Origin of the sequence: Mesorhizobium sp. YM1C-6-2 (assembly GCF_003666685.1) — a bacterium.
Lineage (GTDB): Bacteria > Pseudomonadota > Alphaproteobacteria > Rhizobiales > Rhizobiaceae > Mesorhizobium_K.
Genome location: NZ_RCIZ01000005.1, coordinates 265,573 through 283,383 on the forward strand (window position 1 = coordinate 265,573; position 17,811 = coordinate 283,383).

At 65.7% G+C, this 17,811-nt stretch carries 17 protein-coding genes; 8 read left to right on the forward strand and 9 right to left on the reverse strand.

Annotated elements, in window-relative coordinates; all coding sequences use genetic code 11:
* Nucleotides 1-8 precede the first annotated feature (8 nt).
* Nucleotides 9-1,274 carry a porin gene (locus D8676_RS15490; RefSeq protein WP_121581974.1) on the reverse strand — a complete coding sequence of 422 codons (1,266 nt, stop codon included), beginning with the start codon at nucleotides 1,272-1,274 and terminating at the stop codon, nucleotides 9-11.
* 818 nt (nucleotides 1,275-2,092) lie between these two features.
* On the opposite strand from D8676_RS15490, the gene D8676_RS15495 reads away from it, so the two are divergent.
* The 6 genes from D8676_RS15495 to D8676_RS15520 are packed head-to-tail and all read left to right on the forward strand — an operon-like array spanning nucleotide 2,093 to nucleotide 8,217.
* The gene (locus tag D8676_RS15495) at nucleotides 2,093-3,697 is read left to right on the forward strand and encodes an ABC transporter substrate-binding protein (protein WP_121581975.1); all 1,605 of its coding nucleotides are present in this window, start codon (nucleotides 2,093-2,095) and stop codon (nucleotides 3,695-3,697) included.
* 37 nt (nucleotides 3,698-3,734) lie between these two features.
* Nucleotides 3,735-4,724, forward strand: coding sequence for an ABC transporter permease (locus D8676_RS15500; protein WP_121581976.1), 990 nt, complete (start codon nucleotides 3,735-3,737; stop codon nucleotides 4,722-4,724).
* The gene (locus D8676_RS15505; RefSeq protein ID WP_121581977.1) at nucleotides 4,721-5,551 is read left to right on the forward strand and encodes an ABC transporter permease; all 831 of its coding nucleotides are present in this window, start codon (nucleotides 4,721-4,723) and stop codon (nucleotides 5,549-5,551) included. The genes D8676_RS15500 and D8676_RS15505 overlap by 4 nt, the downstream gene beginning before the upstream one ends.
* The gene (locus D8676_RS15510; RefSeq protein WP_121581978.1) at nucleotides 5,548-6,342 is read left to right on the forward strand and encodes an ABC transporter ATP-binding protein; all 795 of its coding nucleotides are present in this window, start codon (nucleotides 5,548-5,550) and stop codon (nucleotides 6,340-6,342) included. The genes D8676_RS15505 and D8676_RS15510 overlap by 4 nt, the downstream gene beginning before the upstream one ends.
* Nucleotides 6,339-7,115, forward strand: coding sequence for an ATP-binding cassette domain-containing protein (locus tag D8676_RS15515; protein WP_121581979.1), 777 nt, complete (start codon nucleotides 6,339-6,341; stop codon nucleotides 7,113-7,115). Before D8676_RS15510 ends, D8676_RS15515 begins: the two co-directional genes overlap by 4 nt.
* Complete coding sequence (locus tag D8676_RS15520; RefSeq protein ID WP_245426832.1) at nucleotides 7,108-8,217, forward strand: aminotransferase class V-fold PLP-dependent enzyme; 1,110 nt, start codon at nucleotides 7,108-7,110, stop codon at nucleotides 8,215-8,217. Before D8676_RS15515 ends, D8676_RS15520 begins: the two co-directional genes overlap by 8 nt.
* An 8-nt stretch (nucleotides 8,218-8,225) precedes the next feature.
* On the opposite strand, the gene D8676_RS15525 is transcribed toward D8676_RS15520, so the two are convergent.
* The 6 genes from D8676_RS15525 to D8676_RS15550 all read right to left on the reverse strand — a co-directional run bounded on the left by D8676_RS15525 (nucleotide 8,226) and on the right by D8676_RS15550 (nucleotide 12,694).
* Complete coding sequence (locus D8676_RS15525; protein WP_121581981.1) at nucleotides 8,226-8,768, reverse strand: MerR family transcriptional regulator; 543 nt, start codon at nucleotides 8,766-8,768, stop codon at nucleotides 8,226-8,228.
* Nucleotides 8,769-8,897: 129 nt separating this feature from the next.
* The gene (locus tag D8676_RS15530; RefSeq protein ID WP_121581982.1) at nucleotides 8,898-9,221 is read right to left on the reverse strand and encodes an integration host factor subunit alpha; all 324 of its coding nucleotides are present in this window, start codon (nucleotides 9,219-9,221) and stop codon (nucleotides 8,898-8,900) included.
* Between the two features lie 157 nt (nucleotides 9,222-9,378).
* Nucleotides 9,379-10,350, reverse strand: coding sequence for a beta-ketoacyl-ACP synthase III (locus tag D8676_RS15535; RefSeq protein WP_121581983.1), 972 nt, complete (start codon nucleotides 10,348-10,350; stop codon nucleotides 9,379-9,381).
* Between the two features lie 9 nt (nucleotides 10,351-10,359).
* Nucleotides 10,360-11,424: a phosphate acyltransferase PlsX gene (gene plsX, locus D8676_RS15540; RefSeq protein WP_121581984.1), complete on the reverse strand. Its 1,065-nt coding sequence runs from the start codon at nucleotides 11,422-11,424 to the stop codon at nucleotides 10,360-10,362.
* Between the two features lie 157 nt (nucleotides 11,425-11,581).
* The gene (locus D8676_RS15545; RefSeq protein WP_121581985.1) at nucleotides 11,582-12,139 is read right to left on the reverse strand and encodes a DUF177 domain-containing protein; all 558 of its coding nucleotides are present in this window, start codon (nucleotides 12,137-12,139) and stop codon (nucleotides 11,582-11,584) included.
* 12 nt (nucleotides 12,140-12,151) lie between these two features.
* Entirely contained in the window at nucleotides 12,152-12,694 is a 543-nt protein-coding gene (locus tag D8676_RS15550) for a ubiquinol-cytochrome C chaperone family protein (protein ID WP_121581986.1), read from the reverse strand.
* 123 nt (nucleotides 12,695-12,817) lie between these two features.
* On the opposite strand from D8676_RS15550, the gene D8676_RS15555 reads away from it, so the two are divergent.
* Nucleotides 12,818-13,366: an outer membrane protein assembly factor BamE gene (locus tag D8676_RS15555; RefSeq protein ID WP_121581987.1), complete on the forward strand. Its 549-nt coding sequence runs from the start codon at nucleotides 12,818-12,820 to the stop codon at nucleotides 13,364-13,366.
* An 84-nt stretch (nucleotides 13,367-13,450) separates the two neighbouring features.
* Here D8676_RS15555 and D8676_RS15560 read toward each other — a convergent pair whose 3' ends face one another.
* Both D8676_RS15560 and D8676_RS15565 read right to left on the reverse strand, forming a co-directional pair.
* Nucleotides 13,451-15,592 carry a sodium-translocating pyrophosphatase gene (locus tag D8676_RS15560; RefSeq protein WP_121581988.1) on the reverse strand — a complete coding sequence of 714 codons (2,142 nt, stop codon included), beginning with the start codon at nucleotides 15,590-15,592 and terminating at the stop codon, nucleotides 13,451-13,453.
* A gap of 230 nt (nucleotides 15,593-15,822) precedes the next feature.
* The gene (locus tag D8676_RS15565; RefSeq protein WP_121581989.1) at nucleotides 15,823-17,031 is read right to left on the reverse strand and encodes an MFS transporter; all 1,209 of its coding nucleotides are present in this window, start codon (nucleotides 17,029-17,031) and stop codon (nucleotides 15,823-15,825) included.
* 79 nt (nucleotides 17,032-17,110) lie between these two features.
* Between D8676_RS15565 and D8676_RS15570 the strand changes: the two genes are divergently transcribed.
* Complete coding sequence (locus tag D8676_RS15570) at nucleotides 17,111-17,797, forward strand: metalloregulator ArsR/SmtB family transcription factor (protein WP_121581990.1); 687 nt, start codon at nucleotides 17,111-17,113, stop codon at nucleotides 17,795-17,797.
* The last annotated feature ends 14 nt before the right edge of the window (nucleotides 17,798-17,811 follow it).

The window sequence follows — 17,811 nt, forward strand, 5'->3', positions numbered from 1 at the left end:
ACGCTCCATCAGCCGCCGAAATTCGCCTGGGCACGAACGAAGAAGCCCCAGTTCTCCGTAGGGACTTCGCGACCGTCCCAGTATTCGTTCCAGTTCTGGAACTCGTCGTTGAAATTGTCGATGTAGGCGATCTCGGGGGTGATGACGAAGTTCGGGACGAGCTCGTAAGCCACGTTGGCCACGACCGCGAAATCCTCCATCTGGTCATAGGAGACCTGGAGGTTGAAGGTCGCCTTGTCGGTCAGCATGAATGAGCCGCCGGCCCAGAGCGCCCAGTTCCCGCCCCAGGGCGCATAATAGTTAGGGCTGTCCTTCACGCTGAACTCGTGAAAGCCACTGTCGTCAACGTAGAAGTCCCGGAAGCCAAGCGTATCCGCCTCATCATCATATGAGGCCCACCCCGCCATCGCGAACAGCGACAGCCTGTCGGTCGGATAGAAGTCGACGCGCGCCTTGACCGCGCCTTCCTCCCAAACCGAATCGTAACCCGCCACAACGGACACCCCGCCCCACGCGCCCTGCCAGCCGACGCCGCCGACGAGATGGGGCGTGTAGCTGTCCAGCGTATACAGATTGGGGTCGTCGAATGCCGGAGCCAGGAAAGGGGCGATCAAGTTTCCATCACCGACTTCCAGCGCCACCGTCACGCCAAATCCGCTGTCGTTTGACCAGCCGTAGGCCATCTGGTGGGTGCCGTAAGGACCGTAACCGATGATGTCGTCGTTGATGACGCCGCCGGCATATCCGGTGAAGGTGGAGAACAGCGAATCCGTCTTGCCGACGCGAAAACCGCCCAGTTGCAGATAGGCGTGTTCGATCGACACGTTGGTCACACTGTCGGTGAAACCGTTGTCGTCCGGCGGAAACGCGTCATACGTCTCCGTCTCCCAGTCGAAATTGATCGCCGAGTAGGTACGCAACGTGCCGAGTTCGGTCTCGGCGCGGGAATCCAGACGAAGCTGGAAGCGCGCACGCGTGTCATAGGTGTCATTCAGGTTTTCCCACCAGAAGGGAACCCCCTCAGCCCGATCCTTCTTGTCGATGACATCCGTCAGGCCGAGCGCCTTTGCCCCTACATCCATGCGGATATAGCCACTCACCTTGAGGCAGGTTTCGGTGCCGGGAATGTAATAGAAGCCGACGCCATAGGTGTCGCAGACGCGGACATATTCCATCGGCTCGGGTTCGGCGATCACGACGGCATCGGCCGCGCGCGCCGCAGGAACCGCTGCAAGCATCGCGACCGATGCAAGCACGAAACGCCTGAATTGCATTCCCGCCTCCGCCCAATGCCACCTGATTGGGAAGCGTGCCAACTTCCCAATCCACGTTTGAAACACTCCGCCTATTGCCGCAACGACAACCTTTAGTGGAACCGAAGTTAAAACAGCTTCCATCGGCAGGTGTTGCTATTGAGCCACAATCGTTGGGAGGTCAAAATCATTTGGAAGCAGCAGATATTATTCAGGTTGCACGCGCGGGAGCCGTCAGTGCTTCGAAATCCGTGTTGCAGCGGTAGCCAGGCTCGCAGTCACCTCCGAGTGCAGGTCGGCTTGAGACGCTTCTGAAGCACGAAGCGAATCACTGCACATCTTCCGCGAAAACGGAATAGCCGCCGGCCCCGGGGAATGTTGCTATTGCCGGGCGGGTCCACCCACCCGCTTCTGGCCGGCGCCTCACCCCAAGCCCCACGCCCTTGGCGCCGGCCACTCTCCCGGCGGAAGCACGCACCGTGCATGGTCCGCCGGCGGAGAAGTTTTATTCCGCGATAACGCAATAGCCGAATCGCATCCGCCTATGCTCTTCTAGTCAGGCGGCGGACCTTTGCGGGCCCGTCCGGCCGGCGCTCCTCAGGCAACACTCCCATTGAGCGCCGGCCACTTCACCGGATTGCCGGCACCCCTCTCCTCCCGGATGCCGGCAATCTGTGCACCCCAGGCGGCCGCTCCGTCCCTCACTCAGCCGTGGCAAGAATTTTCCCGACCGTGGCTCGGTGAAAAAAAGCTTTCCTGGCGTTAGGCTGCCCTCAGCCGGTAACTCTCCTTCCGCCTCTTCTCGCGATGCCGCGATCGTTGCCGTCATGGAGCACCCCATGTCCCAGTTCCTGCTCACCCGTCGTGCGCTGCTGCAGAGCACGACGATGCTTGCCGCCGCCACCGCCCTGCCCTGGAAGGCGCTGGCCCAATCCGGCGGGCGCCTGATCGTCGCCGCCGATTCCGAGCCGAAGAACCTGAACCCGGCGATCGTCGCTTCGAACGGCGTCTTCTTCGTCGCCAGCAAGGTGGTCGAGCCGCTCGCGGAAGCCTCCTTCGACGGCAAGGACGGGCTCGCGCCGCGGCTGGCAACGAGCTGGGAGGGCTCCGCTGACGGCCTCTCCGTCACCTTCAAGCTGCGCGAGGGCGTGACCTGGCACGACGGCAAGCCCTTCACCTCCGCCGACGTCGCCTTCTCGGCGCTCAACGTCTGGAAGCCGCTCCAAAATCTCGGCCGGCTGGTGTTCGCCAATCTCGAGGCGGTCGAGACGCCGGACGAGCACACCGCGATCTTCAAGTTCTCCAAGCCGACGCCGTTCCAGCTCATCCGAAACGCGCTGCCGGCCGTCACCGCCGTCGTCGCCAGGCATGTCTATGAGGGCAGCGCCGACATCGCCGCCGATCCGGCAAACGCGAAGCTCATCGGCACCGGGCCGTTCAAGTTCGAGGAACACAGGCCGGGCGAATATTACCGGCTGGCCAAGAACGAAAACTACTGGGGCGAAGGCCAACCCAAGCTCGACGAGATCGTCTACCGCGTGCTGCCGGACCGGGCGGCGGCCGCCGGCGCGCTCGAAGCCGACGAGATCCAGCTCGCCGCCTTCAGCCAGGTGCCGCTCGCCGACCTCGACCGTATCTCGAAGGTCGAGGGGATAAAGGTCTATTCGACCGGTTATGAGGGGCTGACCTACCAGCTCGTGGTCGAGATCAATCATCGCCGCCAGGAACTCGCCGACCTCAAGGTGCGCCAGGCGATCGCGCATGCGATCGACAAGGATTTCGTCGTCAAGACGATCTTCCTCGGCTACGCCAAGCCGGCGACCGGCATCATCCCGGAGAATGCGCCGGAGTTCTACGATGCCAGCGTACCCACCTACGCCTTCGATGTCGCCAAGGCCAACGCGCTGCTCGACGAGGCGGGCTATCCGCGCGGCGCCGACGGCAACCGCTTCTCGCTAAAGCTGCTGCCGGCGCCTTATTTCGCCGAGACGAAGCAGTTCGGCGATTATCTGCGCCAGGCGCTCGCGGCGGTCGGCATCGACGCCGAGATCGTCAACAACGATTCCGCCGCGCACCAGAAGGCCGTCTACACCGACCACGCTTTCGACCTCGCCATCGCGCCGCCGGTGTTCCGCGGCGATCCGGCGATCTCGACCACCATCCTGGTCAGGAGCGGAACGCCTGACGGCGTGCCCTTCTCCAACCAGGGCGGCTACAAGAACGAGGCGCTCGACCAGTTGATCGACAAGGCCAACGAGACGGTCGACGTCGCCGCCCGCACGGAACTGTTCAGGCAGTTCCAGAAGCTCGTCGCGGAGGACCTGCCGCTCATCAATGTGGCGGAATGGGGCTTCATCACGGTCGCCCGCGACAGCGTGAAGAACGTTTCCAACAACCCGCGCTGGGCGGTGTCCAACTGGGCGGATACCGAACTGGAATCGTGATAGACAACGGGGAGCTTTTCCTGGGGTCGCATCGCCAGTGAGACGTGCTTTCCTCCTCGCCAGGCGCAGGCTGGTCAGCAGCATACCCGTGCTGCTGATCGTGATCGCCGGCACCTTCTTCCTGCTGGAGGCGGCGCCCGGCGACGCGGTCGACGCCTATCTTCTGTCGATCGGCGGCGGCGACCCGGCGCTGGTGCAGTCGCTGCGCGAAAGCTACGGCCTCGACCAGTCCGTCTTCGCCCGGCTCTGGCTCTACGTCACAGCGCTTTTCCGCCTCGATCTCGGCTGGTCCGTCGTCTTCGGCCGGCCGATCCTCGACGTGATCCTGGAGCGGCTGCCCAACACGCTCTGGTTGATGGGCAGCGCGGTGGCGCTGTCCTTCGGGCTGGGCTCGGCTCTCGGCATCGTCTCCGGCGCGCGACCGGGGAGCGCCACGGACCGCGCGCTCTCGATCGGCTCGCTGGCGCTCTATGCGGTGCCGAGCTTCTGGCTCGGTCTCGTCTTCAGCGTCGTCTTCGCTGTGCAACTGCGCTGGTTCCCGACCTCGGGCATCGAGACGATCGCGTCGGGCAAGGAAGGGTTTGCACGCGCGCTCGACATCGCCTGGCATCTGGTGCTGCCGGTGGCGGCGCTCGGCTTCATCTACCTCGCGCTCTTCCTGCGCATGATGCGCGCCGGCATGGCCGAAGCCTGGCGCCAGGACTTTGCGCTTGCCGCCCGCGCCAAGGGTCTTCGCCGCCATCGCATCGTCGTCCGCCACATCGCGCGCAACGCGCTGCTGCCGCTCGTCACCATGCTCGGGCTGCAGGCGGCGACCATGCTCGGCGGCAGCGTCGTCATCGAGAGCGTCTTCGCCATCCCCGGCTTCGGCCGGCTGGCACAGGAGGCCGTCGCCGGGCGCGACGCGCCGCTGCTGACCGGCATCATCGTGGTCAGCGCGGTGCTCGTCATCCTGGTCAATCTCGCGGTCGACATCGCCTACGGGCTGCTCGACCCGCGCGTCGGCGCCGCGGAAGTCCCGACATGAGCGTGCTGTCCCGGCTGCTGCGCTCGCCCGAAGGCGCGATCGGCCTCGCCCTGCTCTCCCTGCTCGCGCTGATGGCGATCTTCGCCGGCGTGATCTTTCCCGACGATCCGCTCTCGATCGTCGGCCCGGCGCTGGTCCAGCCTTTCACCGACGCCTCACTGCCCTTCGGCACGGACCGGCTCGGCCGCGATGTGCTCGCCGAGCTGGTGCATGGGACGCGCGCGTCGCTCGCCGTCGGCATCGCGGCGGCGGTCGTCGCCCTGGTGATCGGCTCCCTCGTCGGCACGCTCGCGGGCTTTGCCGGCGGGCTGGTCGACGAAGCGCTGATGCGCGTCGTCGACGCCTTCCAGATCGTGCCGAGCTTCCTGCTGGCGCTCGCCTTCGTCAGCGTCGCCGGCGCCTCGCTTCCCGTGGTCGTGCTCGCCATCGCGCTCGGCGCATGGACCGCGCCGGCGCGCCTCGCCCGCGCCGAGGTGCTGTCGATCCGCGAACGCGACTATGTCGCAGCCGCCCGCGTCATCGGCATGCACCCGCTGGAGATCGCGTTGCGCGAAGTGCTGCCTAACGCCCTGGGCCCGGTGCTGGCGCTGTCCTCGGTGATCGTCGCGAGCTCGGTGCTGATCGAGGCAGCGCTCTCCTTCCTGGGCTTGAGCGATCCCAACATCGTCACCTGGGGCTCGATGATCGCCGAAGGGCGCAACGTGCTGCGCTCCGCACCCTTCCTGTCGATCTTTCCCGGCATCGCCCTGATGCTCACCGTGCTCGGCGTCTATCTGTTCTCCGAGGGCCTTGCCGAGGCGCTCGCAAAACGCAGGGCGCGGGCATGAGCAAGACATTCGCCCGCCTTTCCGGCCTGACGGTCGGCTACGATGCGGATGGGCAGACCGGCGCGGCGCTGGAAGCAGTCGATCTGGAGATCGTCCCGGGCGAGCGGCTCGCGATCATCGGCGAAAGCGGCTCGGGCAAGTCCACGCTGGCGCTGACGCTCGCCGGTCTGCTGCCGGACAACGCCCGCGTCACGGGACACATCGCCTGGCCGGCCTATGGCGAAGCGCCGCTCGCCGGCCGCGACTATGGCTTCGTGTTCCAGGATGCAGGCGCCAGCCTCAACCCGGTGCTGTCGGTCGGCGAGCAGATCGCCGAAGTCGCACAGCGCCACCTTGGCATGGGCTGGCACGAGGCCTATGGCCGCGCGCGCCATCTCCTGGAGCGCGTGCGCATACCGCAGCCGGACGCTGCGCTGCATACCTATCCGCACCAGCTCTCCGGCGGCCAGCGCCAGCGCGTCTGCATCGCCTCGGCGATCGCCGCACGGCCCAAGCTCTTGATCGCCGACGAGCCGACCAGCGCGCTCGACATGGTGGTGCAGGCGGAAATCGTAGCGCTGCTCGAAGAACTCGTGCGGGAGGACGGCATGACGCTCCTCTTCGTCACGCACGACATCGCGCTCGCGTCGGGCTTCGCCGACCGCATCGCGGTGTTCCGGGCCGGCCGCCTGGTCGAGGCCGGCCCGACGGCCGAGGTTCTGTCGCGGCCCAGGGACGCCTACACCGCCTCGCTGATCGCTTCGCATATCGACCTCGCAACGCCGCCGCTGGTTGCGGAGGACGCTGCATGAGCGCGCCCCTGCTTTCCGCGACCGGCATCTCCAAAACCTACGCCGGCGGCGGCCGCCGGATCGCGGCGCTCGACAATGCTTCGATCACGGTCGGACGCGGCGAGACGCTCGGCCTCGTCGGCCCGTCCGGCAGCGGCAAGTCGACGCTTGCGCGCGTGCTGCTGCGATTGATCGAGCCCGACGCCGGCCGCGCCGATTTCGACGGCGTCGACCTGCTTTCGCTGCGCGGGGAAGGCCTGCGCGCCACGCGGCGGCGCATCCAGATGGTGTTCCAGGACCCGCTCGCCGCCTTCAACCCTCGCGCCACGGTCGGCAGCGCGCTCACCGATCCGCTGCGCATCCACCGCATTGGGAACGGCGCGGAGCAGCCTGCCGCGGTCGCCCGGCTTCTGGAGCGCGTCGGGCTCGATCCCACCTTCGCCTCCCGCGCCATCCACGAGATATCCGGCGGGCAGCGCCAGCGCGTCGCCATCGCGCGCGCCATTTCGACGAGACCGGAGCTGATCGTTCTCGACGAGGCGGTGTCGGCACTCGACGTATCGGTGCGCGCAAAAATCCTCGACCTGCTGGTCGGCCTGCAGCGCGAGCAGGGCATCGCCTACGTCTTCGTCTCGCACGACCTCGCCGTGGTCCGTGCGATCTCGCACAGCATCGCGGTCATGGACGCTGGCCGTATCGTCGAACATGGCCCTGCCCGCGACATCGTCGCCAACCCGCAATCGGCGACCGGCCGCGCGCTGGTCGCGGCCGTCCCGCGCCTCCTTCATGCGTAGAGCTCTCATGCCCGATCCCTCGCCCTTCCTCGACCTGCCGCCCTACCCTGCCGATAGCTATCCGCGCCTGGCCGACCGCATGGGCAGGCTTCTGCGAACGAAAAACGACGTGCTTCCCATCCAGGGCGAGGCGATCGTCGCGCTCGAAGCGGTGGCCGCGAGCATCGCTTCGCCTGGCGTCGCGGCGCTCAACGTCGTCACCAGTCCGTACGGCGCGCTGTTCGGCGAATGGCTGAGACGCGGCGGCGCGGCGGTGACGGACGTTGCCGCCGAACCGGCCAAGCCGATTTCCCTCGCGGCTTTCCAGGCGGCGTTCGATGCGGCGCCCGGCGTCAACCTCGTCTCGCTGGTGCATGCGGAGTCGGCGAGCGGCATCCTCAACCCGCTGCCCGAGATCGCACGCCTCGCCAAGGCGCGCGGCGCGGCCATCGTGCTCGACGCCGTCGCCTCCTTTGGCGGGCATGAACTCGACGTCGATGCGCTCGGCGTCGACGTGGCGGTGATCGGGCCGCAGAAGGCGCTTGGCGGATCGTCCGGCCTGTCAGCAGTCTCCATCAGCGAAAAGGCCTGGCGGCTGATCGATCGGCCGGATGCTCCAATCAATTCGACGCTTTCGCTGATGGACCTGAAGCGCAACTGGCTCGACGCGGGGCGCGGCGTTCTCCCCGGCATGCCCTCAGCGCTCGAATTCTTCGCGCTGGAGGCATCACTCGACCGCATCGAGGCGGAAGGCCTGGACGCGGCGGTTGCGCGCCACCGCATTGCCGGCGAGGCCACGCGCGACGCAGTTCGGGCGCTCGGCCTGTCGACCTGGGCCAGGGATGCGTCCTCGTCCGATCTGGTGACGGCGGCGGTGCTCCCGGAAAGAGTCGGCGTTTCCGATCTGCTACGCCGCGCCACTTCGTCGGACGCCGATCTCTCGGCCGGGGTGGGTCCGGGCGCGGAGCATCTCATTCGCCTCAATCACGCGGGGCCGCGTGCGCGGCGGGAGCCGATGCTTGCAAATGTCATTGCTGTCGCCGAGGCGCTGTCCGCCCTGGGTCTCGACGCCGACCTCGATGCAGCGAGAGCGGCGATAGACCGCCACTACGGCGCGGCCTGACGCCGCCTTCAGCGCACCTGGTCGAGCAGGCGCTTGCACTCCAGGAGATCGAACAGCGCTTCCTGCAGCAGCGCGCGGTTGTCGCGCGAGAGCTTGCCTTCGCCGGGCTGCACCGGACCGTCATCGTCGGGCTTGCCGAGCCCGAAGAAGCGGCGCGGCTTGGCCTTCGCCTCGCCGACCAGCATCTCGTCGTCGCCGGCGCGCGGCTGCGCGGCTGCGGTCAGCGGCACCTCGGCCTCGGCCTGCTTGCGCTGCGCGATCGCCTCGACCGCCGCGCGGTCGCCGCTGCCGATCGCTATCAGGAACTGGTTGCCGTTTTCGCGCAGCAGCTTCTGCACGCCCTTGATCGTATAACCCTGGTCGTAGAGCATATGGCGGATGCCCTTGATCAGGTCGACGTCCTGCGGGCGATAGTAGCGTCGGCCGCCGCCGCGCTTCATCGGCTTGATCTGCGTGAAGCGCGTTTCCCAGAAGCGCAGCACGTGCTGCGGCAGGTCGAGATCTTCGGCCACTTCGCTGATGGTGCGGAAGGCGTCGGGGCTCTTGTCCATGGCGCGGCCCTTTCGTGAAAGTCCGAATCGCCACTCATTTCAGCGGTTTGCGCGCTAATATTCAAGCCGCGGCCTATCTACGCCGCAGCTTATGCACCGAAAGCCGCCTCGCGGCGCTTCGCTTGCCGGCTACTTTTCGGACTTCGCCTTGCTGCTCTGATGAGCCCGCAGAATGCGGTTCTTCAGCACGTTCGACGCCTTGAAGGTCATGACGCGCCTGGGCAGGATCGGCACTTCCTCACCGGTCTTCGGATTGCGGCCGACGCGCTCGTTCTTCGAACGCACGTGGAAGGTTGCGAAGGAAGAAAGCTTCACGGTCTCGCCGCGAACGATCGCCTCGCAGATCTCGTCGAGGACAGACTCCACGAGCGCCGCGGACTCCGTGCGCGAAAGACCCACCTTGCGATAGACGGCTTCGGCTAGGTCGGCGCGAGTAAGTGTTTTTCCTCCCATGCGACCTTACAACCCATCCCCTCGGATAAAAACAATAAACGATACAAAACGGCGGAACGTTAGGGAATTGGCTACACTAGGTCAAGGACCGAACCCGTCGCTTCAAGTCGCGACGGGAAAGTGTTGCAGTTCTGTCCGCATTTGCGAATGACGTGCGCTACCAGCGCAACAGCACCGCGCCCCAGGTGAAGCCGCCGCCCATCGCTTCCAGCAACACCAGGTCGCCTTTCTTGATGCGGCCATCGGCGACCGCGACCGAAAGCGCCAGCGGCACTGAGGCGGCAGACGTGTTGCCGTGAAGCTGCACGGTGGTGACGACTTTCTCTTCGGCAATGCCGAGCTTTTTGGCAGACGCATCGATGATGCGCTTGTTGGCCTGGTGAGGCACGAACCAGTCCAGATCCTCCGAGGTGATGCCGGCCTTCGCATAGGTGTCCTCGATCACGTCGGTGATCATGCCCACCGCATGCTTGAAGACTTCGCGGCCTTCCATCCGGAGATGACCGACGGTGCCGGTGGTGCCCGGTCCACCATCGACGAAGAGCTTGTCCTTGTGCACGCCGTCGGAGCGCAGGCTAGACGCGATGATGCCGCGGTCCGCAAGCCTGCCCTCGTTGTCCTCCGCCTCCAGCACCAGCGCACCGGCGCCGTCGCCGAACAGCACACAGGTCGAACGGTCGGTCCAGTCGAGGATGCGCGAGAACGTCTCGGTGCCGATCACCAGCACACGCTTGGCGAGCCCGCCCTTGAGGTAGAGGTCGGCGGTGGTGATGGCATAGACGAAGCCGGAGCACACCGCCTGCATGTCGAAGGCGAAGCCGCGCCGCATGCCGAGCCGGGCCTGGATGTCGACCGCGGTGGCCGGGAAGGTGTTGTCCGGCGTCGAGGTCGCGACCACGATCAGATCGATGTCGTCGGGCGTCAGGCCGGCATTCGCCAGGGCGGCGCGCGCCGCGGCCTCGCCCAGCGACGCCGTCGTCTCGCCCTCTTCGGCGATGTGGCGCTGGCGGATGCCCGTGCGCTGCACGATCCATTCGTCGGACGTCTCGACCATGCCTTCGAAGTCGGCATTCTTCATGATGCGGCGAGGCAAGGCGGAGCCGATCCCGCGCACGACTGATCTGATCATGAAAAGGCTCTATTCCTTGTCGTTTTCCTCGGCGGCTCTCGCCACGATCTTCTTGGGGTGCCGCGCGTGGAAGAGGTCGAGGTCGGCCTCGATTCTGTCGAGCAGGCCGTTCCGCACCATGTCGTAGCCGAGCTCGACGGCGGCCGCAAAGCCTTCGTCGTCGGTGCCGCCGTGGCTCTTCACGACCAGCCCGTTGAGGCCGAGGAAAACGCCGCCGTTCGACTTGCGCACATCGAGCTTCTCGCGCAGCCGGTCGAATGCGCCCTTGGCGAGGATATAGCCGATCCGCGCCATCAGCGTGCGTTCCATCGCCGCCTTCAGGAAGCTCGCCATCAGCCGCGCGGTACCCTCGGCCGTCTTCAGCGCGATGTTGCCGGAAAAGCCTTCGGTGACGAATACATCGACCGTGCCCTTGCCGAGGTCGTCACCCTCGACGAAGCCGTGATAGCTCATCGACATCAGACCGGCCTCGCGCAGCAGCTGACCGGCCTCCTTGACCTCTTCCTGGCCCTTGATCTCCTCGACACCGACATTCAAGAGCCCGACGGTCGGCCTGTTTATGCCGAACAGCGCCCGCGACATGGCCGCACCCAGAATGGCGAAGTCGATCAACTGGTGCGCATCGGCGCCGATCGTGGCGCCGACGTCGAGCACGATGCTCTCGCCGCGCATGGTCGGCCAGATCGAGGCTATGGCAGGCCGGTCGATGGTCGCCATGGTGCGCAGGCAGAATTTCGACATCGCCATCAGCGCGCCGGTGTTGCCGGCCGAGATGCAGCAGTCGGCCTGGCCGGCCTTCACCGCCTCGATGGCCTTCCACATCGACGATTTCCAGCGGCCGTGGCGCAGCGCCTGGCTCGGCTTGTCGTCCATGCGCACGGAGATCTCGCAATGGACGAACTCGCTGATCGCGGCGACCTTGGGATATTTCTCGAGCACCGGCCGGACTTCGTCGGCCTGGCCATAGATGAGGAAGCGCACGTCGCTGCGACGCTCGGCGACCTTCATCAGGCCGGGGATAACCACGGAGGGACCGTGGTCGCCGCCCATTGCATCGATTGATATTCTGATCACGAGGCCATGATCCGTCTGGGTTGCATCATTATGCCGGCAATTTGCTTGAGGCCGACGTGGGCATTTCGCATGTCGGTCAGGAGGGTCGGCGAAAGTCGGGGCAAAATAGCGTTTTTCGCCCGCCGCACAACCGCGATTTCATTGCCCGGAGGACTATTCAATCTTTCCGCCTGAGTTGGCGCAGCTTCTCCTGGAGCGGGCCCTCTGGCCCCGTCGAAGCCTCATCGTCGCCCCGTCCAGCCAGCGTCGCGCCCGCCTTCCTCGGGTAAGGATCGATGCCGAGGCCGAAAAACTCCTCGGCCAGCGCGCCGACGTCGATCGTGTCGCCGGAGAAGGTTTCCGGGCTGTCCGGACCTTCCGCATCGACATGGATCTCGCCGCCCCCGTCGAAACCCAGCCGCCCAAGCTTCGAATCCTCCGGCAGGAACAGCCCGTCGACGGTTTCGTCGATTCGGGAATGCAGCGGATCGAGCGTGACCACGCACTCCTGCGTGATATCCGCCTCGACCCGGCCGGACACCTTGACCCCGTTCCGCCGCCACGGTGCGACAAGAAGCTCCGCGTGGAATCGCTCCACGGAGACGAGCCCGTGCGCGACAGCCAGCGCCTCGCGCTGACGGGCGTCCGCGTCGATGACGACAGGCATGCCCTTCTGCGGCAACCGCGTCACCGAGGCCGTGAAGGATACCGGGCTTTTGTCCTGGTCGTGGTGCATGGGTACGCTCCGTCAGACCGGCGCTGGCGCCGGGAAGCTGATCCGTCCGGCGCGGATCGCCTCGGAATCCTGAGCGGCGAGCCTGTCCACTGCGCCGACGACATAATCCGCCAGGTGAGCGGCCTCGGGCCAGGACGCAGCCTCGGGCAGGATGTTGCGCGAAAGCGCCGCGACAAGCGCTTCCCTGTCGCCGCGCCCCAGCGCGTCGTCATAGGCGGCGGTGCGGCCGTAATACATCTTCGCCAGCTTCTTCATACGCTTCGGGATGCCCATATCGCCGATGCCGAGCTCACGCAGCGAATGATCGACGTCCTCGAAGAAATCGTCGATCAGGATCTGCGCGATCTCCCGCGAGGCCTCGCTCTCCTCATGCATGCGGTGCTGGAACAGGAACATATGCAGCGACAGCATCTCGAAGCGGCCGAGCGGCGTGTCCGGCACGTTCCAGTCCGAATAAAACGGGGCCTGCCGTGCGGCTGCCACGATTGACGCGTAAAGCGCCTCCGTTATGGCACGGTTCGCGTTGCGTTCGCGGCCGAACAGGCGCTGGAACATGAAGAAGGTCTCCCGGCGATTCTCTTCGCCCGCGGCGTTGTTGCATCGTCGCCGAAGCTGGTTTACCGGTTTTGCCGCCCCATGCAAGATTTGGGACAAGCATGCCGGCATGGTTCGGTCCGGATGCCGAATTTGAAGGAGTTGTTGTTGCCAGCGTTGAAATTCAAGACCTCCCTGCCGGGATCCGCCGGCGCGGCGACGCTCATCGTGGCGGCCGCGGCGATTTCGGGCTGCAACAGCTCCCAGACCTTCGCCGGCCTGACACCCGGCGAGACGCTGACCCAGGGCTATGTCATCGACCAGCAGTCGATCGACCTCGTGCCTGTCGGCTCCAGCCGCGAGCAGGTGCTTCTCGCTCTCGGTAGCCCCTCGACGACGGCGACCTTCGACAATGAGGTGTTCTATTACATCTCCCAGACGCGCAGGCGTCCGGTCGCCTTCATGAACCCCAAGCTCGTCGACCAGCGCATCCTCGCCGTCTATTTCAACAAGGAAGGCCGCGTCGAGAACATCGCGAATTACGGCCTGAAGGACGGCAAGGTCTTCGACTTCATCTCGCGCACCACGCCGACCGGCGGCAAGGACCAGAACTTCCTCGGCCAGATGCTTTCGGGCGTCGGCAACATCGGCCAGAACGCCGCGAAGAACATCATGGGCGGCGGCGGCCAGTAGGTCGCCCTCCAACGCCGCTTTCCGGCAGAAACGAAAAAGCCCGCGGGATCGCTCCCGCGGGCTTTTTGTCGAGTGGGCGGCGGCTCAGCCGTGCGCGAGCACGGCGAGCAGCAGCAGCGCGACGATGTTGGTGATCTTGATCGCCGGGTTGACGGCCGGACCGGCGGTGTCCTTGTAGGGATCGCCGACCGTGTCGCCGGTCACCGAGGCCTTGTGAGCCTCGGAGCCCTTGAGGTGCTTGACGCCGTCCTTGTCGGTGAAGCCGTCCTCGAACGACTTCTTGGCGTTGTCCCAGGCGCCGCCGCCCGAGGTCATCGAGATGGCGACGAAGAGGCCGTTGACGATGACGCCCAGTAGCGACGCGCCGAGCGCTGCGAAGGCCGAGGCCTTGGAGCCGGAGATCAGCAGCACGCCGAAATAGACGACGAGCGGCGCCAGCACCGGCAGCAGCGACGGGATGATCATCTCCTTGATCGCCGCTCTAGTCAGCAGGTCCACCGCGCGGGCGTAGTTCGGCTTGGAGGTGCCGGCCATGATGCCGGGATCCTCGCGGAACTGACGCCTGACCTCTTCGACGATCGAGCCCGCCGCACGGCCGACGGCCGTCATGGCGATGCCGCCGAACAGGTAGGGGATCAGGCCACCGAAGATCAGGCCTGCCACGACGTAAGGGTTCGACAGGTCGAAGGAGACCGTGCCGAGGTCGGCGAAGTACGGATACTGCGCCGCGTTGGCCGCGAAGTACTGCAGATCGTAGCTGTAGGCCGCGAACAGCACCAGCGCACCGAGGCCAGCCGAACCGATGGCGTAGCCCTTGGTGACCGCCTTGGTGGTGTTGCCCACCGCGTCGAGCGCGTCGGTCGAATGACGCACCTCCGGCGGCAGGCCCGACATCTCGGCAATGCCGCCGGCATTGTCAGTGACCGGGCCGAAAGCGTCGAGCGCCACGATCATGCCGGCAAGGCCGAGCATGGTGGTCACCGCGATCGCCGTGCCGAACAGGCCGGCGAGCTGGAAGGTCGCGATGATGCCGCCGACGATGACGATGGCCGGCAGCGCCGTCGATTCCAGCGAGACCGCAAGACCCTGGATGACGTTGGTGCCGTGACCGGTGACCGACGCCTGCGCGATCGAGTTGACCGGGCGCTTGTCGGTGCCTGTGTAGTACTCGGTGATGACGACGATCAGGCCGGTCACCAACAGGCCGATCAGGCCGCAGATGAACAGGTTCTGACCGGTGATCGTCATGCCGTTGGCGGTGCCGATATCGCCCCAGCCGATGGTGAGCGAGGTTGCGGCGCCGAGCCCGATGATCGACAAGATGCCGGTGACGATCAGCCCCCTGTAGAGCGCGCCCATGATCGATCCGTTCGAACCGAGCTTGACGAAGAACGAGCCGATGATCGAGGTGATGATGCAGGCGCCGCAGATGGCGAGCGGATAGAGCATGACGGAGCCGAGCACCGCCGTGCCGCCGAAGAAGATGGCAGCGAGCACCATGGTGGCGACGACCGTCACCGCGTAGGTCTCGAAGAGGTCGGCCGCCATGCCGGCGCAGTCGCCGACATTGTCGCCGACGTTGTCGGCGATGGTCGCCGGGTTGCGCGGATCGTCCTCCGGAATACCGGCCTCGACCTTGCCGACGAGATCGCCGCCGACGTCCGCACCCTTGGTGAAGATGCCGCCGCCGAGACGGGCGAAGATCGAGATCAGCGAAGCGCCGAAGCCCAGCGCGACCAGCGCGTCGATGACGGCGCGGTTGTCAGGAGCGTAGCCCATCGGACCGATGAGGATCCAGTAGTAGACGGCGACGCCGAGCAGAGCGAGACCTGCGACCAGCATGCCGGTGATGGCGCCCGACTTGAAGGCGATGTCGAGGCCGGCGGCCAAGCTGTTGGAAGCCGCCTGAGCGGTGCGCACATTGGCGCGGACTGACACATGCATGCCGATGAAGCCGGCCGCACCCGACAGCACCGCTCCGATCAGGAAGCCGAGCGCCGCGGTGAACGACAGGAGCCACCAAGCCAGCAAGAGGACTACGACGCCGACGATGGCGATGGTGGTATACTGCCGCGCGAGGTAAGCCTGCGCGCCCTCCCGGATGGCAGCTGAGATTTCCTGCATGCGCGCGTTGCCCTGGTCGGCCGCGAGGACCGAGCGTGTCGCCCAGATGGCGTACAGGACAGAAAGCAAGCCGCAGGCAATGACGACATAAAGCATGGTCATGCCAATTTCCCTGATTGATGGCCCAAAGAACCCCTCCCGGGCCTTGTGGAATGGTAACCGACGGCCGGCTGGCCGAAACGGACCCCACCTGCGGCATATCGAAACAGGCTTCCGAACGTCAAGATATTGTTCAGCTTTTGCCCGGTTTTCCGGCACCTTGCACGCGCCGCCCGCATCGATCCGGGACGACGGCAGATAAGATCGATTGAAATGGTCGTCCCTGGCGCGGCTTACGCCAGCGACTTCCGACGCGCGGTCAATCGCAATCCGGCAAGACCCACCAGGCAGATGCCGGCCACCGGAAACACGATCCAGTTCAGCATCTCCCATCCCCACGCATTGTAGACGGCGCCCGAAAGCAGGGAGCCGAGCGCCACGGTGGTGAAGAGGATGAAGTCGTGCAGGCCCTGGACCTTGCCCTTCTCGGAGTTGCGATAGCTGCTGGCGACCATCGCCGTCGCGCCGATGAAGCCGAAGTTCCAGCCCAGCCCGAGCAGGATGAGCGCAGTCCAGAACTGCCAGAGCTGGATGCCCGACAACGCGACCAGCGCGCAGGCGATCAGCAGGACCAGGCCGGTGGCGACGATCGTTTCCTTGCCGAAGCGAGATATCAGCGCGCCGGTGAAGAAGCTCGGCCCGAACATCGCCATGACATGCCAGGAAATGCCGAGCGCCGCATCGTCGGGCGTGAAGCCGCAGCCGACCATGGCGAGCGGTGCGCCGGTCATCACGAAGCTCATCAGCGCATAGGTCCCGACCGCGCAAAGCAGTCCGATTGCGAACTGCGGCTGCATGACGATCTCGGAAAGCTCACGCGCCGGTTCGCCGGCATGCTCGCCGTGGAACGTGGTCTTGTCGCTCACCCGCAGGAACGACAGCAGCAGGGCGCCGACCGCAGCGAGGCCGAGGATCGCCGCGAAGGCACCCGCGAACATGACCGGCGCAAGCAGGTCGCGCGTGAAGATGACGATCTGCGGGCCTATGATGGCGGTGAAGACGCCGCCTGCGAGCACGAAGGAGATGGCGCGCGCCTTGAATTCCGGCGGCGCGTTGTCGGCCGCCGCGAAGCGGAACTGCTGCACGAAGGCGCCGCCAAGGCCGATGACCATCAAACCGGCGGCGAACATCCAGAAATTCGACTGGAACAGCGCGAACGTCGCCAGCAGCCCGCCGAGCGCCGTGGTCAGGGTCCCGACCTGGAAGCCGTTGCGCTGGCCGAGCCTGCGGATGATCCAGGCCGCCGGAATTGCACCGATCGCCACGCCGACGTTGAAACCGGTGATGGGCGCCGTCGCCAGCGACTTGTCGGCGTCGAGCAGAAAATGGCCGGCGATCGCGCCAAGCGAAAAGGCAACCACCGCGGCCGAGCCGACGATGGCCTGCGCGGCGGCGAGGATCAGAGCCGTGCGGCGAGCCTCAGTGGCGTTGGTCTGGTTCATATGTGCCGGCCGGTACTTTTATTGAGGGTATTAAGATGATACATTCAATTGAACAATTGAATGTATCTCGGCAGGCGATATGTCAAGCCAGAATCCGGAACGTCTCGTCTATAGCCATGTGGCCGAATTGGCGAGGGCGTTCGGCCATGAGCACAGGCTGAAACTTCTGGATCTCATGAGCCAGGGCGAGTGGTCGCTCGACGAGCTGGCGAAGCGCAGCGGGATCAGCGTCGCCAACGCCTCGCAGCATCTCCAGACGCTTCGCCGGGTCGGGGTGGTCACGGCGCGCCGCGCCGGCAAGAACGTGCTGTTCAGCCTGGCCGACGGGCCTGTCTTCGACGCCGTGGTGGCCATGCGGGCGCTGGCCGAGCGCAACATCGCCGAGGTCCGGCTGGCGGTCACCGACTATTTCGGGGGGCTGGACGATATGGAGCCCGTTTCGCTGGACGAGATACGGGCGCGCATGCGCGACGGAAATGTCGTGCTGCTCGATGTCCGCGACGAGGCCGAATACCGGCAAGGACACCTGCCCGGCGCGATCCATATTGCGAGCGACGAACTGGAGGCCAGTCTTTCGCGGCTGCCCAGGGATCGCGAGGTCATCGCCTATTGCCGGGGCCGATACTGCATCCTGTCATCCGACGCCGTCGCGTTGCTGCGACGGAACGGATTTCGCTCGCGCCGCCTCGAGGACGGCTATGCGGAGTGGAAAGCAGCGAACCGGAGCGAAGCAAGCGACGAAACGACCGGCCTTCGAACCGGATAGGGTTCCATCCGTGA

Excerpts from the sequence above, each read along its gene's own strand:
- D8676_RS15505 (WP_121581977.1), top strand. The coding sequence starts at position 4,721 with ATGAGCGTGCTGTCCCGGCTGCTGCGCTCGCCCGAAGGCGCGATCGGC.
- D8676_RS15490 (WP_121581974.1), bottom strand. The coding sequence starts at position 1,274 with ATGCAATTCAGGCGTTTCGTGCTTGCATCGGTCGCGATGCTTGCAGCG.
- D8676_RS15535 (WP_121581983.1), bottom strand. The coding sequence starts at position 10,350 with ATGATCAGATCAGTCGTGCGCGGGATCGGCTCCGCCTTGCCTCGCCGC.
- D8676_RS15565 (WP_121581989.1), bottom strand. The coding sequence starts at position 17,031 with ATGAACCAGACCAACGCCACTGAGGCTCGCCGCACGGCTCTGATCCTC.
- D8676_RS15555 (WP_121581987.1), top strand. The coding sequence starts at position 12,818 with ATGCCGAATTTGAAGGAGTTGTTGTTGCCAGCGTTGAAATTCAAGACC.
- D8676_RS15520 (WP_245426832.1), top strand. The coding sequence starts at position 7,108 with ATGCGTAGAGCTCTCATGCCCGATCCCTCGCCCTTCCTCGACCTGCCG.
- D8676_RS15525 (WP_121581981.1), bottom strand. The coding sequence starts at position 8,768 with ATGGACAAGAGCCCCGACGCCTTCCGCACCATCAGCGAAGTGGCCGAA.
- D8676_RS15495 (WP_121581975.1), top strand. The coding sequence starts at position 2,093 with ATGTCCCAGTTCCTGCTCACCCGTCGTGCGCTGCTGCAGAGCACGACG.
- D8676_RS15530 (WP_121581982.1), bottom strand. The coding sequence starts at position 9,221 with ATGGGAGGAAAAACACTTACTCGCGCCGACCTAGCCGAAGCCGTCTAT.
- D8676_RS15510 (WP_121581978.1), top strand. The coding sequence starts at position 5,548 with ATGAGCAAGACATTCGCCCGCCTTTCCGGCCTGACGGTCGGCTACGAT.
- D8676_RS15550 (WP_121581986.1), bottom strand. The coding sequence starts at position 12,694 with ATGTTCCAGCGCCTGTTCGGCCGCGAACGCAACGCGAACCGTGCCATA.
- D8676_RS15570 (WP_121581990.1), top strand. The coding sequence starts at position 17,111 with ATGTCAAGCCAGAATCCGGAACGTCTCGTCTATAGCCATGTGGCCGAA.
- D8676_RS15545 (WP_121581985.1), bottom strand. The coding sequence starts at position 12,139 with ATGCACCACGACCAGGACAAAAGCCCGGTATCCTTCACGGCCTCGGTG.
- D8676_RS15560 (WP_121581988.1), bottom strand. The coding sequence starts at position 15,592 with ATGACCATGCTTTATGTCGTCATTGCCTGCGGCTTGCTTTCTGTCCTG.
- D8676_RS15515 (WP_121581979.1), top strand. The coding sequence starts at position 6,339 with ATGAGCGCGCCCCTGCTTTCCGCGACCGGCATCTCCAAAACCTACGCC.